Source organism: Enterobacter sp. 04-C-12-SI-ECC (assembly GCF_047530715.1).
GTDB lineage: Bacteria > Pseudomonadota > Gammaproteobacteria > Enterobacterales > Enterobacteriaceae > Enterobacter > Enterobacter bugandensis.
Map to the genome: position 1 here is coordinate 109,222 of NZ_JBLKDI010000009.1, position 13,322 is coordinate 122,543.

The 13,322-nt window shown below is 49.3% G+C and carries 20 protein-coding genes; 7 read left to right on the forward strand and 13 right to left on the reverse strand.

Annotation, left to right across the window (positions count from 1 at the left end; genetic code table 11):
* The 5 genes from ACMWL8_RS14000 (at nt 1) to ACMWL8_RS14020 (ending at nt 2,883) form a co-directional block, all read left to right on the forward strand.
* On the forward strand, nt 1-1,542 hold the full coding sequence (locus ACMWL8_RS14000) for a colicin E3/pyocin S6 family cytotoxin (RefSeq protein ID WP_045259568.1): 1,542 nt from the start codon (nt 1-3) through the stop codon (nt 1,540-1,542).
* Nucleotides 1,542-1,793, forward strand: a complete 252-nt coding sequence (locus ACMWL8_RS14005) for a hypothetical protein (protein WP_045259569.1) — start codon at nt 1,542-1,544, stop codon at nt 1,791-1,793. Before ACMWL8_RS14000 ends, ACMWL8_RS14005 begins: the two co-directional genes overlap by 1 nt.
* A 72-nt stretch (nt 1,794-1,865) precedes the next feature.
* Nucleotides 1,866-2,090, forward strand: a complete 225-nt coding sequence (locus tag ACMWL8_RS14010; RefSeq protein ID WP_321029301.1) for a colicin E3-like toxin immunity protein — start codon at nt 1,866-1,868, stop codon at nt 2,088-2,090.
* A gap of 58 nt (nt 2,091-2,148) precedes the next feature.
* Complete coding sequence (locus ACMWL8_RS14015; protein WP_045259639.1) at nt 2,149-2,397, forward strand: bacteriocin immunity protein; 249 nt, start codon at nt 2,149-2,151, stop codon at nt 2,395-2,397.
* Nucleotides 2,398-2,511: 114 nt separating this feature from the next.
* Nucleotides 2,512-2,883, forward strand: a complete 372-nt coding sequence (locus tag ACMWL8_RS14020) for a hypothetical protein (RefSeq protein ID WP_045259570.1) — start codon at nt 2,512-2,514, stop codon at nt 2,881-2,883.
* 77 nt (nt 2,884-2,960) lie between these two features.
* Here the strand turns inward: ACMWL8_RS14020 and ACMWL8_RS14025 are convergent, their stop codons facing one another.
* Entirely contained in the window at nt 2,961-3,434 is a 474-nt protein-coding gene (locus ACMWL8_RS14025) for a SymE family type I addiction module toxin (RefSeq protein ID WP_075206615.1), read from the reverse strand.
* A 300-nt stretch (nt 3,435-3,734) separates the two neighbouring features.
* Here ACMWL8_RS14025 and ACMWL8_RS14030 point away from each other — a divergent pair, with 300 nt between their 5' ends.
* Nucleotides 3,735-4,604: a phosphorothioated DNA-binding restriction endonuclease gene (locus tag ACMWL8_RS14030; RefSeq protein WP_045259571.1), complete on the forward strand. Its 870-nt coding sequence runs from the start codon at nt 3,735-3,737 to the stop codon at nt 4,602-4,604.
* Nucleotides 4,605-4,967: 363 nt separating this feature from the next.
* Here ACMWL8_RS14030 and ACMWL8_RS14035 read toward each other — a convergent pair whose 3' ends face one another.
* The 12 genes from ACMWL8_RS14035 to ACMWL8_RS14090 form a co-directional block, all read right to left on the reverse strand.
* Nucleotides 4,968-5,288 carry a TA system toxin CbtA family protein gene (locus ACMWL8_RS14035; RefSeq protein WP_053266278.1) on the reverse strand — a complete coding sequence of 107 codons (321 nt, stop codon included), beginning with the start codon at nt 5,286-5,288 and terminating at the stop codon, nt 4,968-4,970.
* Nucleotides 5,289-5,355: 67 nt separating this feature from the next.
* Nucleotides 5,356-5,691, reverse strand: a complete 336-nt coding sequence (locus ACMWL8_RS14040; RefSeq protein WP_105607669.1) for a type IV toxin-antitoxin system YeeU family antitoxin — start codon at nt 5,689-5,691, stop codon at nt 5,356-5,358.
* Between the two features lie 13 nt (nt 5,692-5,704).
* Nucleotides 5,705-6,184 carry a RadC family protein gene (radC, locus tag ACMWL8_RS14045; protein ID WP_241276995.1) on the reverse strand — a complete coding sequence of 160 codons (480 nt, stop codon included), beginning with the start codon at nt 6,182-6,184 and terminating at the stop codon, nt 5,705-5,707.
* 11 nt (nt 6,185-6,195) lie between these two features.
* Nucleotides 6,196-6,645, reverse strand: coding sequence for an antirestriction protein (locus ACMWL8_RS14050; protein ID WP_241276996.1), 450 nt, complete (start codon nt 6,643-6,645; stop codon nt 6,196-6,198).
* Nucleotides 6,646-6,777: 132 nt separating this feature from the next.
* The gene (locus ACMWL8_RS14055; protein ID WP_241276997.1) at nt 6,778-6,972 is read right to left on the reverse strand and encodes a DUF905 domain-containing protein; all 195 of its coding nucleotides are present in this window, start codon (nt 6,970-6,972) and stop codon (nt 6,778-6,780) included.
* Nucleotides 6,973-7,061: 89 nt separating this feature from the next.
* The gene (gene ykfB, locus ACMWL8_RS14060; protein WP_053266281.1) at nt 7,062-7,529 is read right to left on the reverse strand and encodes a protein YkfB; all 468 of its coding nucleotides are present in this window, start codon (nt 7,527-7,529) and stop codon (nt 7,062-7,064) included.
* 23 nt (nt 7,530-7,552) lie between these two features.
* Complete coding sequence (locus ACMWL8_RS14065; RefSeq protein ID WP_241276998.1) at nt 7,553-7,996, reverse strand: YfjS/YafY family lipoprotein; 444 nt, start codon at nt 7,994-7,996, stop codon at nt 7,553-7,555.
* Nucleotides 7,996-8,232, reverse strand: coding sequence for a protein YpjK (gene ypjK / locus ACMWL8_RS14070; protein WP_001144031.1), 237 nt, complete (start codon nt 8,230-8,232; stop codon nt 7,996-7,998). Before ypjK ends, ACMWL8_RS14065 begins: the two co-directional genes overlap by 1 nt.
* Before the next feature lie 40 nt (nt 8,233-8,272).
* The gene (locus ACMWL8_RS14075) at nt 8,273-8,974 is read right to left on the reverse strand and encodes a WYL domain-containing protein (protein WP_154916206.1); all 702 of its coding nucleotides are present in this window, start codon (nt 8,972-8,974) and stop codon (nt 8,273-8,275) included.
* 216 nt (nt 8,975-9,190) lie between these two features.
* Nucleotides 9,191-10,012: a DUF932 domain-containing protein gene (locus tag ACMWL8_RS14080; RefSeq protein ID WP_241276761.1), complete on the reverse strand. Its 822-nt coding sequence runs from the start codon at nt 10,010-10,012 to the stop codon at nt 9,191-9,193.
* Between the two features lie 95 nt (nt 10,013-10,107).
* The gene (locus tag ACMWL8_RS14085; protein ID WP_241276762.1) at nt 10,108-10,971 is read right to left on the reverse strand and encodes a GTPase family protein; all 864 of its coding nucleotides are present in this window, start codon (nt 10,969-10,971) and stop codon (nt 10,108-10,110) included.
* Between the two features lie 97 nt (nt 10,972-11,068).
* Nucleotides 11,069-12,103 (reverse strand): hypothetical protein, encoded by a 1,035-nt coding sequence (locus tag ACMWL8_RS14090; RefSeq protein ID WP_241276763.1) that lies wholly within the window; start codon nt 12,101-12,103, stop codon nt 11,069-11,071.
* Nucleotides 12,104-12,626: 523 nt separating this feature from the next.
* Between ACMWL8_RS14090 and ACMWL8_RS14095 the strand changes: the two genes are divergently transcribed.
* Nucleotides 12,627-13,202, forward strand: coding sequence for a YagK/YfjJ domain-containing protein (locus ACMWL8_RS14095; protein WP_150147984.1), 576 nt, complete (start codon nt 12,627-12,629; stop codon nt 13,200-13,202).
* The last annotated feature ends 120 nt before the right edge of the window (nt 13,203-13,322 follow it).

The following is a 13,322-nucleotide window of genomic DNA, read 5'->3' on the forward strand; positions in this document are numbered from 1 at the left end:
ATGGGCTACCGTTCCGATAACCATGGACGCGGTCAGGCGCTGCACGGCGACAGAACAACCACCGGCGCAATATGCTGCACAACTCTGCCCAACTGCACCGAGCATGGTCGCGGCATCGTTCGTGTTGGCGATAAAACCACGGCATGCCCTAAATGCGGCAAACAGGGCGTGATTGCCAACGGTGAGCCACGCGTCAACTGGATGGGGCAAGCCTCAGCCGTCGATGGTTCTGTCGTCATTTGTGGATGCCCGCGCGGAACCAACCGCGTGATTGCCCCATCGGGAGAGTGGCTCGGATCCGGTCCCTCTCCTGAACAGATCGCACAGGAAAAGCATCAGGCCATGCTCGCAGTGCGCCAAAAAGAGCAAGAGGCCGAAGCGCTGCGGCGAACAGAAGAACGCGATCGCAATCGGGTCTTTGCGAAATCCTGCCTGCGTGGTGAAGGCTGTAACGATGCAGGCACCGGAAGCGAGCCGCACACCAACTTCGCCGAGATGGCATTTTACCAGGCCATGCCTAAAGACGCCCCGCAACACGCTCAGGCGGCAAAGCGTAAGGCGATCCCAAAGCCGAAGCAACGCAGCGCGCTTTATCTTTGGTGGAATGGGCATCACGAGGAGATGGACTATCAGGCTGCCGTTGCGGACGAAGAAAGGGCCTGGATTGCACGGACCGCGATCGCCGATGCCAGCGAACTTGTTCTGGTTGGCGGGAGCACAATCACTCCTGGCACCTGGGCCGTGCGCGGCGCTGCACTTGGCGAGATAGCCACGGGAGGCCTTGGTGCCCCTGTCGCAGGGCTGCTGATAGGAATGTACCCCGGCAAGCTGAACGACGGCGAACAGGATTTTATCGACAGGATGCGCGCCGAACAGATGCGGGAAGCCCCTACCCGCGTTCGCTTCACCTGGGAGAACGACGCCAGCGGTAACCCGACACCGCGCGGCTGGCATACGCCGCCGGGCAAAGACAGCGTGCGCGTTCGCAGGATGGAGTGGGATAGCCAACGCCAGGCGTACACCTTTACCACCGAAGAAGACCCCGGTATCACCCTCATCTGGACACCGGACCGCACCGGAGACAGTAAGCCGTGGGATACGGGCAATCACAACCCGGTACGGATACCGAACCCGGTTGTGGTTGACCCGCTGCCGGAGGATACGGGGATTGGTGTGACGACCAGCCCGACACCGGAAGAGAGGACGTTTGCGGATTATATTCTGATTCTGCCGGTGGGCGGGGTGCCGCCGATTTATGTCTATAGTAATTCAGATCACAAATACCATTCACCTCCTAAAGGAAATCCTCCCTTATCTGCATTTCCTGATGCTAAGAAAGCTCAAGCGAAAACACCAATTAAGGGGGGAGGAAAACTTCGTACCCGTTGGAAGGATTCAAAAGGTAAAATTTACGAATGGGATTCTCAACACGGTACAGTTGAGGTCTATGATCGCTCAGGACGCAGTCACCTCGGTGAGTTTGATCCCACTACGGGTAAGCAAACTAAACCAGCAGATCCAACCAGAAAGGTAGAAAAATAATGATCGTTTACACAATTGATGCATACAGTAAAACGGATGAAAATTTGCTTTTCGAAATCGAAATACCGCATCAAAACCTCAATGATCTATGCATGATTATGGGAATGAATGCAGAAGATAGAAGCGATTTTTCGCATGGTATCGGCGTCTATAATATCAATGAGCATCAGGCACATCGTTTAGAAAGCCTTCTTGGGAAAAAATTTTATTCTGATGATTTAACCTTTCAGCTCTCTGGAGGGGAAATTTAACCTAACTTTAGAATCAATAATTTAAAAAAGAGGGCTACCATGGGTTTGAAAATTAGATTGCAATGGTATGATATGAGGACTGAACTAGGTGAAGGTAGAGAATTTTCGAACGATTTCGGCGATAATGCGAAGATCATGACCAAAGGTTTTCATATGCCGACTAAGAACAATGTGAATAATGGTTTTTTTGATGTTGAAGCCGAATGGATACCCGTTCTTCAGCCCCACTTCGTACATAAAATAACCCCCACTATTTATGACTATCAGGTTTCTTTCGACTATAGGGATAATTGGTGAGAGGCATTGCCCGATAATCTTATCGGGCACATTAAAAGATCTCATCTACGATTTAAAAATGGATAAAATTGAAGATTACACAGAAGAGCAATTTTTGGAATTTGTAAGAAAAATTTTTGATGTATCTGGTACCACTGAAGCTGAAGATATAAAAAACATCCTCGAATTCAAACGATTGACGCAGCACCCTGATGGTTCTGATCTAATTTACTATCCACGAGAAGGCAGAGAAGACACTCCCGAGGGCGTAGTCCAGGAAGTAAAGGAGTGGCGTAGCGCAAATGGCAAACCCGGTTTCAAGCCATAGCAAAGATAATCACGCTTTCTGAATCCGTACTCTACTTTACAACTTATCGAATAGTGGGTGACTGTTAAGCTCCGGATAGCCAATTGAAACTAACGAATACGGAATATTTTGTAAATGGAACCTACTCTCGCACAAGTAATTGAGGTCGTACGTGAGTCCTCTGGGATACATCGCAAACCTATCGATAGCAACACCTGGATTGAGGCCGATTTGCATATTTGCGGTATGGATGGCGAAGACCTACTGGAAGACTGCGAAGAAGCTTTTGGCGTTCAGCTTGCCACAGAAGAAGATGGCTACAGGAAAACGTTCTCTCTCGCGGAGAATGAGTATCTGTTTACGGGTGAAGGCATAGACTTTTTTGGCATCTGTCGATTTATCCGCTGGGTGCGTGGCATACCCGAACCTGTGATACGCGATTTAACCGTCGGCGAACTTCACGCTGTGCTGGTTAAGGCTGTGAAAGAACAGGTAAAGCACGAGTGATTTTTACTTAAAACGGGCATGGGATGACATGCCCGTATCGTTTTATTGCTCCAGGAATATGAGGCAGGAAGCCAGAACTACTCAGGCATCGCTTGCCCGATTCCCCGCTTCACAACGGGTATATCCCCGGTATCATTTAGCGCTCCCGGAAACGTCTTCAACCACTGCGCGACTTTCTGTTTATTTATATTCACCACACTCATCCCTTCCAGGCATCCCCATAATTCTCTTGTATGCTGGGGCGTAATCACAATACAGTCTTTCATAGCCCGGATTTTTACGGGCATGCCGTTGATAAAGCCCGCACGTTTTAACCAGTCGCCGCCCAGCAGGAGGTATTTCATGTCTATGCGTGCATACAGTTCGCAGCAGGCTGCACTGTCCTGCTGCGTTTCCGCGCGAGGGTGGACGGGTGCCGCGTTGGGCTGGTTGCCGTGCAGACGGCGGGCGCTGTTTTTGCGTACCAGCTCGCGGTTTTCAATCATGCCGGTGAAAGCGTCTGATTCTGTTTTGCAAACGGTAAACTCTGGCTTAAAATTCGTCGCAGCCATTTTCAACTCCTGATTAGTTGTTTGTGGTTAGCGGTATGGGGGTGTTGCAGCACCTTCATATCGCGAATTCTTCGTTAAATATTCCTCGATACTACCTTTGCCGTTCGGCGTAATCTCTGGTGCCCATTATACAGGGCTGAATATAAATACAGCGGTTTGGTGTGGGGTAAATTTAGAATTTGCGAGGGGGATTCAGGAAATAGGGTTCTGTGGGGTAAGGTCATGTTTTTGTTGGTTACAGGTTGATTGGTCTGAGTTTTGCGAGCATCATCGCAATTATTTACCCTCTTCCGTAACGCGATGGCTTCCAGCAAAACTCTCGAACAGGCAATTGCCGACATCACCATCTGGCGCAAAGGCGAACAGCGTGCGCCGCATAAGCCTTTATTGCTTCTGTACGTGCTGGCGAGCTATCAGCAGGGGCATGCACGACTGTTTGATTACGGTACTGAGGTCCACGAACAGTTGCTTAGCCTGCTAGAACGCTTTGGCCCACAGAGGAAGGCGCATTACCCAAATATGCCCTTCTGGAGGCTCAAAGGGGACGGCTTTTGGGATCTGAAGAATACTGAGTTTTGTTCGACCACTGGCAGTAAGCAGCCGCCCGTTAAAGAACTTGTGGAACATAACGTCGCAGGCGGGTTTGATGAAGAACACTTTGCGCTGCTGAATAAGAACAAAAACCTGATAGGCTCGCTGGCGCAGCAGATCCTTGAAGCGCATTTTCCCGAAAGCATTCAGGAAGAGATCGCGGATGAGATGGGTTTTGATATTCAGCAGATCCGTAAGGTTCGCGATCCGCTGTTCCGCCAGCAGGTGCTGCGTGCTTATAACTATGAGTGCGCAATCTGCGGGTTTAACATGCGGCATGATAACGCCTCTGTTGGACTTGAAGCCGCGCATATCAAGTGGAAGCAGTTTGGCGGACCGTGTGAGATCCAGAACGGACTGGCACTGTGTGCGATTCATCATAAGGCGTTTGATAAGGGATCGATTGGGCTGGATGAGAGTATGCGGGTGCTGGTTTCCGAGGCGGTGAATGGGGGCGGGATTGTTGGGCGGCTGTTCTGGGATTTTGCCGGGAAGCAGATTGCGTTGCCGATGGTCAAAGGGAATTATCCAAGGGAGGGGTTTGTGGAATGGCATTGGAGGGAGGTGTTTAGAGGATGAGTGCGAAGGCCGGACTCGCACATAATGATTAATCCTTTGATTTAAAAGCAATAAAAAATAACATCTGGATAATGTACCAACATCGATACCAACACATTAAATCATTGATTTTGGGACTCGAATCGGGGCAAAACCAAGGAGTTGATCCAACCAGATTCTAACATGATGACAGCATCCCCGATTAATGCTTCTCCAAAATATCATTCATCCGTTCGTTGAATTCGCTTAATACCTCGGGTTCTGTTTGCATCGTCAATTATCCATAAAAGCAAACACGCCTGCCGTAAGTGGCAGGCGTGTTATGCGATGAATAAGAAGAGTAGAAAGCGCGTAGGTAAAAATCAGGAATGAAGCTCGCAGAATTTACTTATTCATCAGCCCGGTAGCTCTTCTGGCTCTGAGAATATCTGTAGCGGTTACAAATGGTGTCTGCTCCTGCCACGTAAACCCCTTGCGATCAGTGCGTACCAGTTCATAACGTTCCACTAGGAAATTCACCGCATCAGCAAGCGTGATACCCGCCTCGATATGTTCCTTGATGGCCGCATCATCATGGAATGGTGTGTCGTTGAGCGTCAGGCCGTAATGGTGCTCCAGCAGATACGTTAACAATTGCTGCCAGACCTGCACGGGCGACAGGCGTGACGAAACCGGCATCGTGGCCGGTACAGTTGAGATTTGCATATGTTGAGTCTCTTAAATAAAGGAACGGAAGATTTGAAGGCTTACAAAGCTGAGATGCTGCTGAAGATCAGTCTTTAACCTGATTTGAGGGATAAATTGCCATATACACGTGCCCATGACTGCCCAGCGTATCTGCTTCACAAGTCAACCCGTTACGGTACAGTGTGACACAGTGCGCGTACCGGGGATTCAGCTCGCAGGAGAGCAGCATCAGCTCCAGATATGCGACAAAATGCGGGAAGGCTTCATTCAGTTGTAAGGTCTGCACCTCACTGAATGAGCCGGTGAATCCTGCCCGGTTAGCCAGAAAATGCAGGCGATGACCTTCCTGCACCAGTCGGGCTCCGAAACACGGAGTGATATCTCGTCTAAGCCCCCAGGTTGGTGTAGCGTCTTTATACATAATTTTATTCCTGTTAAAGAAGACCATGTTCGGCGAATGAGAATATTTGCCTGCCGCCGACTATCAGGTGGTCGGGGACCCGGATCTCCACCAGCATCAACGCCTGTACCAGCCGTTGGGTGATGGCTTTGTCTGCCTGGCTCGGAGCAACCTCTCCTGAGGGGTGGTTATGGGCAAATATCACTGCTGCAGCGTTAAAGTACAGGGCGCGTTTCACCACCTCGCGGGGATGAACTTCAGTGTGGCTGAGGGTGCCGGTAAAAAGCGTTTCGTGGGCAAGCAACTGGTTCTGGTTATTGAGGTACAGCACGATAAATTCTTCGCGCTCAAGGTTTCCCATCTTCAGCCTGAGCCAGTCGCGAGCAGCCTGCGTGGAAGTAAACACCACACCGGGTTCGCGCAGGTGCTGGTCAAGCAGACTCAGGGCTCGTTTGATGGTGCGCAGTGAGGTCAATGGCAGCTCCGGTGTAAAGAGAGTCAGTTGTTTCTCCATGACAAAACCCCTTAATCAATGATGGCAAAAATGGCATGGGATTCAGGGTGCTGCAGAGCGTAATCCCGCAGTCGGTAATAGTGTTCAGTCATGGCATCGCATTCGGTGCGACAGGCGTGATGGCTGTATTCAATCAGGCAGACTGCGATACCTGCGGCTTCCACGCTCATTTGCGCACCATTGCCGTTCATGCCGTTGAACAGATGCCATTTATCGTCAACGTCAGCATCAGGGGCCATAAACGCGCCGCCATTGCTGAGCGTGTAAAAGGACCAGATACCACCGCTGTACTCATCACAGAAGCGGTCCATCCAGGCGAAAATACGTGGTTCCAGCGTTATCCACTGCGCAATAGAACCAAAGTGTTGTGGCCAGAAGCCGATACGTTGTTCATCGGGTACAGCTGTAGCGGTGATAATCAACTGTGGCTCGTTAGCCAGGATGAGGGTGTGTTGTGTCATGGTGTTCTCCGGGAATAAAATCGCCAGCAACTCAGGCTGGCGTGATGGGGAATAAATGATGTGGTGTGAAGCGTGATGCCGCGTTAAGTGCGCGTTCAATTAGAGTGCTGAGGGCTGCTTTATAATGCTGTACTACCGGATATAAAGGTTAAGCCCAGCTCCGCCGTCAGGTTCAAAGTTCCATGCCCGCCAGACCATCAGGCCTTCGGGGTCACGAACCACTAGTCGGAAGTGACTACCCTGGTCGTCTTCAATAGTGATATTGCGATACGTTACCATGACAACTTCCGCTTGTATCCGGGTGAACGGTCCCGGTGGCAGCAACACTGATGGGGGACATTTGCAGGCTCCTGATAAAGGAAAACCCCGGCAGCCTGGTGGCTGTCGGGGTTAGTTTGCGGGGGAAGATGCGGCTGTCAATCGTTACTGCAGTCTCCGGGAATGGGTAGAACTTTCTCTGCGTTCTTCAGGTCCACAGTGAAAGTCCCCGCTTTACGGTCATTGACGTAAACGTCAAACTGCCCGGTCTTACGGATATCCATGATGAAGTCAAACCAGGCGTTATCGCCGTTACGCCATCCAAGTGTTGAGGGAACGGCATATTGCTTATGGTCCATCACCACGGTGATGTCAGTATTGTCATCATGTGAGCTGACCGTTTTGTCCCCAGCAAGGGTAAGAAAGACTGAATGCTGATAGAAACCATTCTGGTCCGGGTTTCCTGTGCAGTTGATGGTAAAGGTCTGCCCGTTAGCATCCGTGACGCTGTATTCCGTATTGCCCTGACCGTAACCCTGCTGCCAGAGCCCCGGGATCGCAGAGGCATTAAAGCTCGCGAGCAGTACACCCGCCAGCATAAATCGGCTTAGTGAACGTATTGTCATTTCTCTCTCCTTTATCATTTTTTTTATTCCTGATTGTCAGGGTTCGAGGGTATCAGCAGTCGACCCATCAGTTTTCCGTCATGGGCGTACTCAAAGTATCTTTCTTTGGTATACGGGTCCGTAACCTCGTGGTATTCCAGTTTGATATTGTCGGCAATACAAAGCGCATTCATCAGCGGCTGGATGGTTTTTTCCTGCATATCCACGAGGTAGTAGTAACTACCGCCCTCGCAGCCATCGGGCGACTCACGGGTACGTAAGACCTGCAGGGTGAGACCTGATGAAAAGCCAACCTGTGACCATTCTTCGCTGACATCATCCTGCCGACTGACCACATCGCTGAAGCGCGGAGGCGTGAGGTCCTTAAATTTACTGATAGCTTTCAGGTCATCACTCCTGTCATCGCAGGCGCTCAGAAACAGAGTGGTGGCAACCATCGCCAGCAGAGGTAGTGTTTTACATTTCATTATTTTTTCCCTGAAATCAGACGTACCACTTTGGCAAATACATAAATGCCGACGAAAATACCCACCGGCACGCCGACAAACGGTGTCAGCGCGACGCTGGCAGCACCGGCTGCGCCACCTCCCGTCAGCAGTGCGGCAACAGTGGCAAGGGTCAGGGCCGCGAGACTGTCGGACACCCCGGTTTTATTCAGAATGATGACGATGACAACAATGGCGATAATGGCAATAACGGGCATAGGGCTCCTCCCTGTTGCCGGGTTGATAACAACGCTTGCGCTATTCTGGTGAGCTGTTGGCCGGAACAAACGTAAGCAGTGACTGCTGGATAAAGCGAAAATGGGGTAAGGACTGAATAAAGCCCGGGTCTTCAACAAGACGACACAGACTGTCGTTACGCCGGAAAGTCTCCTGCAGGGGCTGAACCAGATGGATTTCATCCAGGGAGAATACGGCGATATGTCCGTCGTGCTCTGCCACCAGATACCAGGCCTGCTGGTGGATGAGTAACCGACAGGGAGCCAGCCGCTCACAGCGCTGCTCCTCGGCAATCAGCGTTACCCGCCTGCGCCCGGTAATGGCCTGAATCAGTCGCCAGAAAGACAATGCGCCTGATGGCGAAGGAACAGGGCTGGCGGGTGCTATAACGCAGGGAGACTCATCGCACATCAGCAGTGCGTTCACCAGGCGGCGGTCAAAGCCAGGAAAAAGACCGGCCATCCCGCTGCGATGGGCAAAGATAAGCACGTCGGGCACCATCTGCGTCTCACTGCCCGCTGTGCGTAAGCGGCAATATCCGGACTGATACTCCAGGTCCAGATACATCAGCCGCTCACGAAAATCACGCCGCAGCGTGCGCACCGACACACCAAACTCAGCGGCCAGCTTACGCACACTCAGCGTTTCCCCCGCCACCAGACGGCTGATTATCAGTGACAGCCTGACAGCCAGCCGGTCATGGCGGCGTTCTGCCTGTGTCATGAGAGGTTCTCCAGGAAAGTTAACTGACTGAAAATGATGTGATTACTTTAAAGAGGGGGGCGGACAGGGTATGGACAACGCAAAAACTATTTTTTATTTCTGCAAAAGCCAGATGTAACGGGGGTTGAAGGCCATAACCGGGGGATTGAGGCACACGAGCACATAGCGGTGCGGACAGGTGGTGTCCGATATTAACAACGTGGCAACATGAAACGTCTACTGCAGTTGCGTGAGCAGTGTTTCTGCCATCACCCACAGCGCACGGTTAAGCTTCACGTCCCCGTCAATGCCACGCACGGCACGAGTATGCGTTCGTCCGCCTTTAGCATTACGCCCGCTGAGTCCGCCCTTAATCAGGTTCTCCTGAATACGCTGGTATGTGGTCCACAGATCATTGCTCTCATCCTGCCAGCGGCGTGGGGAGAGTATCTGAGGTGCAGTCACCGGCTGGTGGTCCTCACCGAAACGGTACGTCAGTGCAGCCTGTGCCAGAGCCTGTTGTGCAGGCGGGGGCAGTATCAGCGACTGCATGGCATCACGTTTTTCTTCCACACGGTCAAAGATCCCCAGTACTTCATAAGCCCCCTCAATCACCTGACTCACCACATCTCCTTTGTGCGGCACCCGTACCTCGCCAAACGACTCACCGCAGACGAGGCCGTTCTGACATACCGCACGGAATAATCCCGGCAACATCTGATACGAGCTGGTGCCATCATGGGAGTTGAGCAGAATAATTTCCGGCACCTGTTTGCCGGTAATTTGCCCCTCCCGACGCAGGCGCAGCATATGCTTTGTATGCTCACGACGCCCTGGGTCACGCACTCGGGTCTGGCAGGCAAAGAAGGGCTGAAAGCCTTCGCGCTGCAGACTGTCCAGCAGGGATATGGTGGGTATGTAGGTGTATTTTTCACTACGTGACTCGTGTTTGTCCTCACTGAACACACTGGGTACCACGCGATACAGCTCTTCACGGGTTAGCGGACGATCACGACGAATAAGATTTGCTGCGCCAAAGCGCGAAGCCAGACGGGTCATAAGCAGACTCCTCATGATGGATAAATAAAAGCAAAAAAGCCCTGCCGCAAAATGGCGGCAGGGCTCAGGAAACTACGGGTTAGAAGGGTTAATGTTCAGAAGAAGAAGTTCCAGACTGCACGGGCGACCGATACCACGATGTCGCGTACAGACTGGATGAATGTCCGAACCGGGGCCGGTATCAGGGGCATGGAACTTACTGTATCCAGTACCGAGCCGACCGTTTCACCAAAATCGTCACGCGCTTTTTCCTGGGCTGCTGTTGTGCGAAAGTGAGACTGCAGTTGCGCCACCACGGGGCTGCTGGCCTCACGCGGCAGGCACTTTATCATCCGCTCGGCCATCACCTTCAGTCCCCACTGCAGCCGGACCGACATTGCACATACCGGATGCACGGGTTGGAACAGTTCATGCAGCAGACAGATTTTACGGCTGATATTCTGCTTCTGCTCCGTAGACAATTGACCACTACCGCTGGTGGGTTCAGTCTTATCTGACTGGCTGATAATAAACAGCACCTTATGCCGGTAAGCCTCCCCAATCACCTGATGATAAAAGTGCTCATCCACTGCCAGCGCCCGGTCATCAGCCTTAATCAGCCACAACACCAGGTCAAGTCGGGGAAGTTGTTCACGGTACAGCGCAGCATACTCGATATCGCGAGCGCCGCTTTCGCCCACGCCGGGCAGGTCCACGATTGTCATAAACCGCTCACCGACTTGCAGACGAAATCGCAAAGGTTCACGGGTACAGGCTGCCACATCGCTGACCGGCGATACTTCGCCGACAAACAAGGCATTGCAAAGGCTACTCTTTCCCGCCCCTGTTTTACCCATAATGCCGATCACTGGCTCGTAATGGGTTAACTGATTTATCTGCTGCAATATACGTTCAGACACCCATTGCGGCAGGCCGGAAAGCGAATGGTTTAGTGGCTGTAAGCCCTGTGCATTATTCATGACTACTCCTGCAATAAATAAAACTAAAACGGCAGAACTGTGAAGTTCTGCCGTTATGCTGGTATATTCATGAAAATGATATATATCGGAAATATTTTTAATCTTCTTTTTTTTCCTTCATTCTTTTATAAGCATCATCAATGAGGCTTTTTAGTATGGCATTTGGCTCAACACCTGATAACTGCTGTATATCCAGAAGTTTCTTTCTGGATTGTGCTGTAAGCTTTATCCCGGTTGTATCTTTTTTTACTTTCTGACGATGTCGTCTCTGCACCCAAGCATTACGCGCATAGTCCAGGAAAACTTTTCTGCAATCATCGGACGTAGTGGGGTTTAATAGCTTCTTTAACGAAGAAGGCTCTTCCGGGTTAGCCCGCACCTTACGGGCATTTTCTTTTTGTTTACTAAACTGTTGATTTGTCCAGCCGGCCCAGTTGTCAAACGTTGCCAGCAAAAAATCTTTTTGCTGTTTTGAAGATGACGGAAGCAGATCACATCCAATATGGTTTTTTCGCATATAGTCCCATAACCAGAAAACATTATCTTCTTCGCTTAAGTCAATCCATTTAAATGGACGGGGAAAAAGACTAAAATGTCTTGACCACGCGTTATAGGCATTTTCTATTAGCGTGATTTTGTCTGCTATCTTCCCATCCAGATTATCAACAAAAACCATACTTGAAAAAACATAGTTATCGATGGAATCACCAAAGGGAGCGACATACTGAAATTTAATACCATTAGCTATTTCAAAAACGTTATCTAAATAGTGTCCTTTGCGGGCGTCTTGATCTTTATGTTCGGGATTACATCCAAGAAAAAATGGATTCGCATTACAAACCAGCCAAAACAAAGAGTAACAAGCAGCCCTATCTTCGGCCTTCATCCAGTTGAAATACTTCCCAGAAACAACTCTACTGGAAGCATATTCTTTCATTTCTCTGATGACATTTTTTCGATTAGCATTGAGAAACATATCATTGGATATAATTTCATTTATTAAAAATGTATATTGTGATGCCGAATGGTATCGGTTAACGGCATCCCAGTTCACTGGTACACCGTGATTCACTCTAAGCCATTCGAGCTGTAGTCTGTACATCCTGCAACGACCATAATCCATTAATGCCATTCCCTTTCCCCTGTCTCTGAAACCACCAACGAAGTGTACAAAAAATACACTTTCGATAGTAATTAATCCACAACAAAAATAATGAAAAAACGATAACATATCAGTAATATTTTAGTAATTAAAATTATGTTATTTTTTCCAACAAAGCCTATAAAACCGGGTGTGTAGAAACAGATTTCCACCCACTAAGTTCTAGATGCGGGTCCGAATGTGATTTTTTTTACATCAATGGGTATTAGTATAAGGAACAAGTACACCATCCATGCTCTCCTCCTTCTGACCAGTCAAACTTACACCGTCCCTTAGAGAGGATCACACAGGCTAAGCGCCCACCTTTCGGAACAGTATTCGAAAGAGCTATCACTACTCTCAGAACGAAGATGGCATCTCTTTTATCTCATGCTAAAAATCATTTAGGTTAATTAGTATAATTAATATTCCTTCCAACTTTTACCATCAAACCACCTGACAAAAAAATACAACACATCCCTTTCCTCTGGACCATAACCTCAGAGGAAACAACATGAACGATAACTATCCATACATTGCCAAATATAAAATGGACTGGTTTTTACATAGCCTGATAAATCACCACCTGAATAGTGTCATTGAACGCTATTCAAAGGTGCTCGGTATCCGACTGGACTTTTCGTACAACCAGAACTCAGAACGTTACAAAAAGGACTACAGTTGCCTTCAGCAGGATCTTCGGAAGCTATTTAAGCAAGTCGAACAGGAACATGGTATAGCTGGATTTTTTTGGGTAATTGAATATGGTGAGGACAGTAGGTTTCATTCTCATACAGTGGTGTATCTGGACGGACAAAAAATACGTAAAACATTTCCGGTAGCAGAACGTATTGGTAATTTATGGAGGGAGATAACTCAGGGAGACGGTAAATATCATCGATGTGAACACAAGGAGAACTATAAGGCTGACATCAATAAGATCATTAACCACCGGGATACTGATTACATTCAGGGATTGAGATATATCATTAGCTATCTTGCTAAGCAGGAACAGAAGTATGGCATGAATATCTACGGTAGTAGTGAAGTGCCACCACCAAGTGGATTAGGCCGCCCAAGGAACTTATAAGCGAAGTATTTTATATAGGTAAGGTTTACCCTTGCCTATGTTCCAAACTTTTTTACAACTGAAGCCATTGATGTGGAGGAGCTGGCAGTAAATAATTTTACTAACGGCTCTGGTTATTTA

Bases quoted from the DNA above. Each gene is read 5' to 3' on its own strand.
- ACMWL8_RS14000 (WP_045259568.1), top strand. From the start codon at position 1: ATGGGCTACCGTTCCGATAACCATGGACGCGGTCAGGCGCTGCACGGC.
- ACMWL8_RS14005 (WP_045259569.1), top strand. From the start codon at position 1,542: ATGATCGTTTACACAATTGATGCATACAGTAAAACGGATGAAAATTTG.
- ACMWL8_RS14010 (WP_321029301.1), top strand. From the start codon at position 1,866: ATGAGGACTGAACTAGGTGAAGGTAGAGAATTTTCGAACGATTTCGGC.
- ACMWL8_RS14015 (WP_045259639.1), top strand. From the start codon at position 2,149: ATGGATAAAATTGAAGATTACACAGAAGAGCAATTTTTGGAATTTGTA.
- ACMWL8_RS14020 (WP_045259570.1), top strand. From the start codon at position 2,512: ATGGAACCTACTCTCGCACAAGTAATTGAGGTCGTACGTGAGTCCTCT.
- ACMWL8_RS14025 (WP_075206615.1), bottom strand. From the start codon at position 3,434: ATGGCTGCGACGAATTTTAAGCCAGAGTTTACCGTTTGCAAAACAGAA.
- ACMWL8_RS14030 (WP_045259571.1), top strand. From the start codon at position 3,735: ATGGCTTCCAGCAAAACTCTCGAACAGGCAATTGCCGACATCACCATC.
- ACMWL8_RS14035 (WP_053266278.1), bottom strand. From the start codon at position 5,288: ATGCAAATCTCAACTGTACCGGCCACGATGCCGGTTTCGTCACGCCTG.
- ACMWL8_RS14040 (WP_105607669.1), bottom strand. From the start codon at position 5,691: ATGTATAAAGACGCTACACCAACCTGGGGGCTTAGACGAGATATCACT.
- radC (WP_241276995.1), bottom strand. From the start codon at position 6,184: ATGGAGAAACAACTGACTCTCTTTACACCGGAGCTGCCATTGACCTCA.
- ACMWL8_RS14050 (WP_241276996.1), bottom strand. From the start codon at position 6,645: ATGACACAACACACCCTCATCCTGGCTAACGAGCCACAGTTGATTATC.
- ykfB (WP_053266281.1), bottom strand. From the start codon at position 7,529: ATGACAATACGTTCACTAAGCCGATTTATGCTGGCGGGTGTACTGCTC.
- ACMWL8_RS14065 (WP_241276998.1), bottom strand. From the start codon at position 7,996: ATGAAATGTAAAACACTACCTCTGCTGGCGATGGTTGCCACCACTCTG.
- ypjK (WP_001144031.1), bottom strand. From the start codon at position 8,232: ATGCCCGTTATTGCCATTATCGCCATTGTTGTCATCGTCATCATTCTG.
- ACMWL8_RS14075 (WP_154916206.1), bottom strand. From the start codon at position 8,974: ATGACACAGGCAGAACGCCGCCATGACCGGCTGGCTGTCAGGCTGTCA.
- ACMWL8_RS14080 (WP_241276761.1), bottom strand. From the start codon at position 10,012: ATGACCCGTCTGGCTTCGCGCTTTGGCGCAGCAAATCTTATTCGTCGT.
- ACMWL8_RS14085 (WP_241276762.1), bottom strand. From the start codon at position 10,971: ATGAATAATGCACAGGGCTTACAGCCACTAAACCATTCGCTTTCCGGC.
- ACMWL8_RS14090 (WP_241276763.1), bottom strand. From the start codon at position 12,103: ATGGCATTAATGGATTATGGTCGTTGCAGGATGTACAGACTACAGCTC.
- ACMWL8_RS14095 (WP_150147984.1), top strand. From the start codon at position 12,627: ATGAACGATAACTATCCATACATTGCCAAATATAAAATGGACTGGTTT.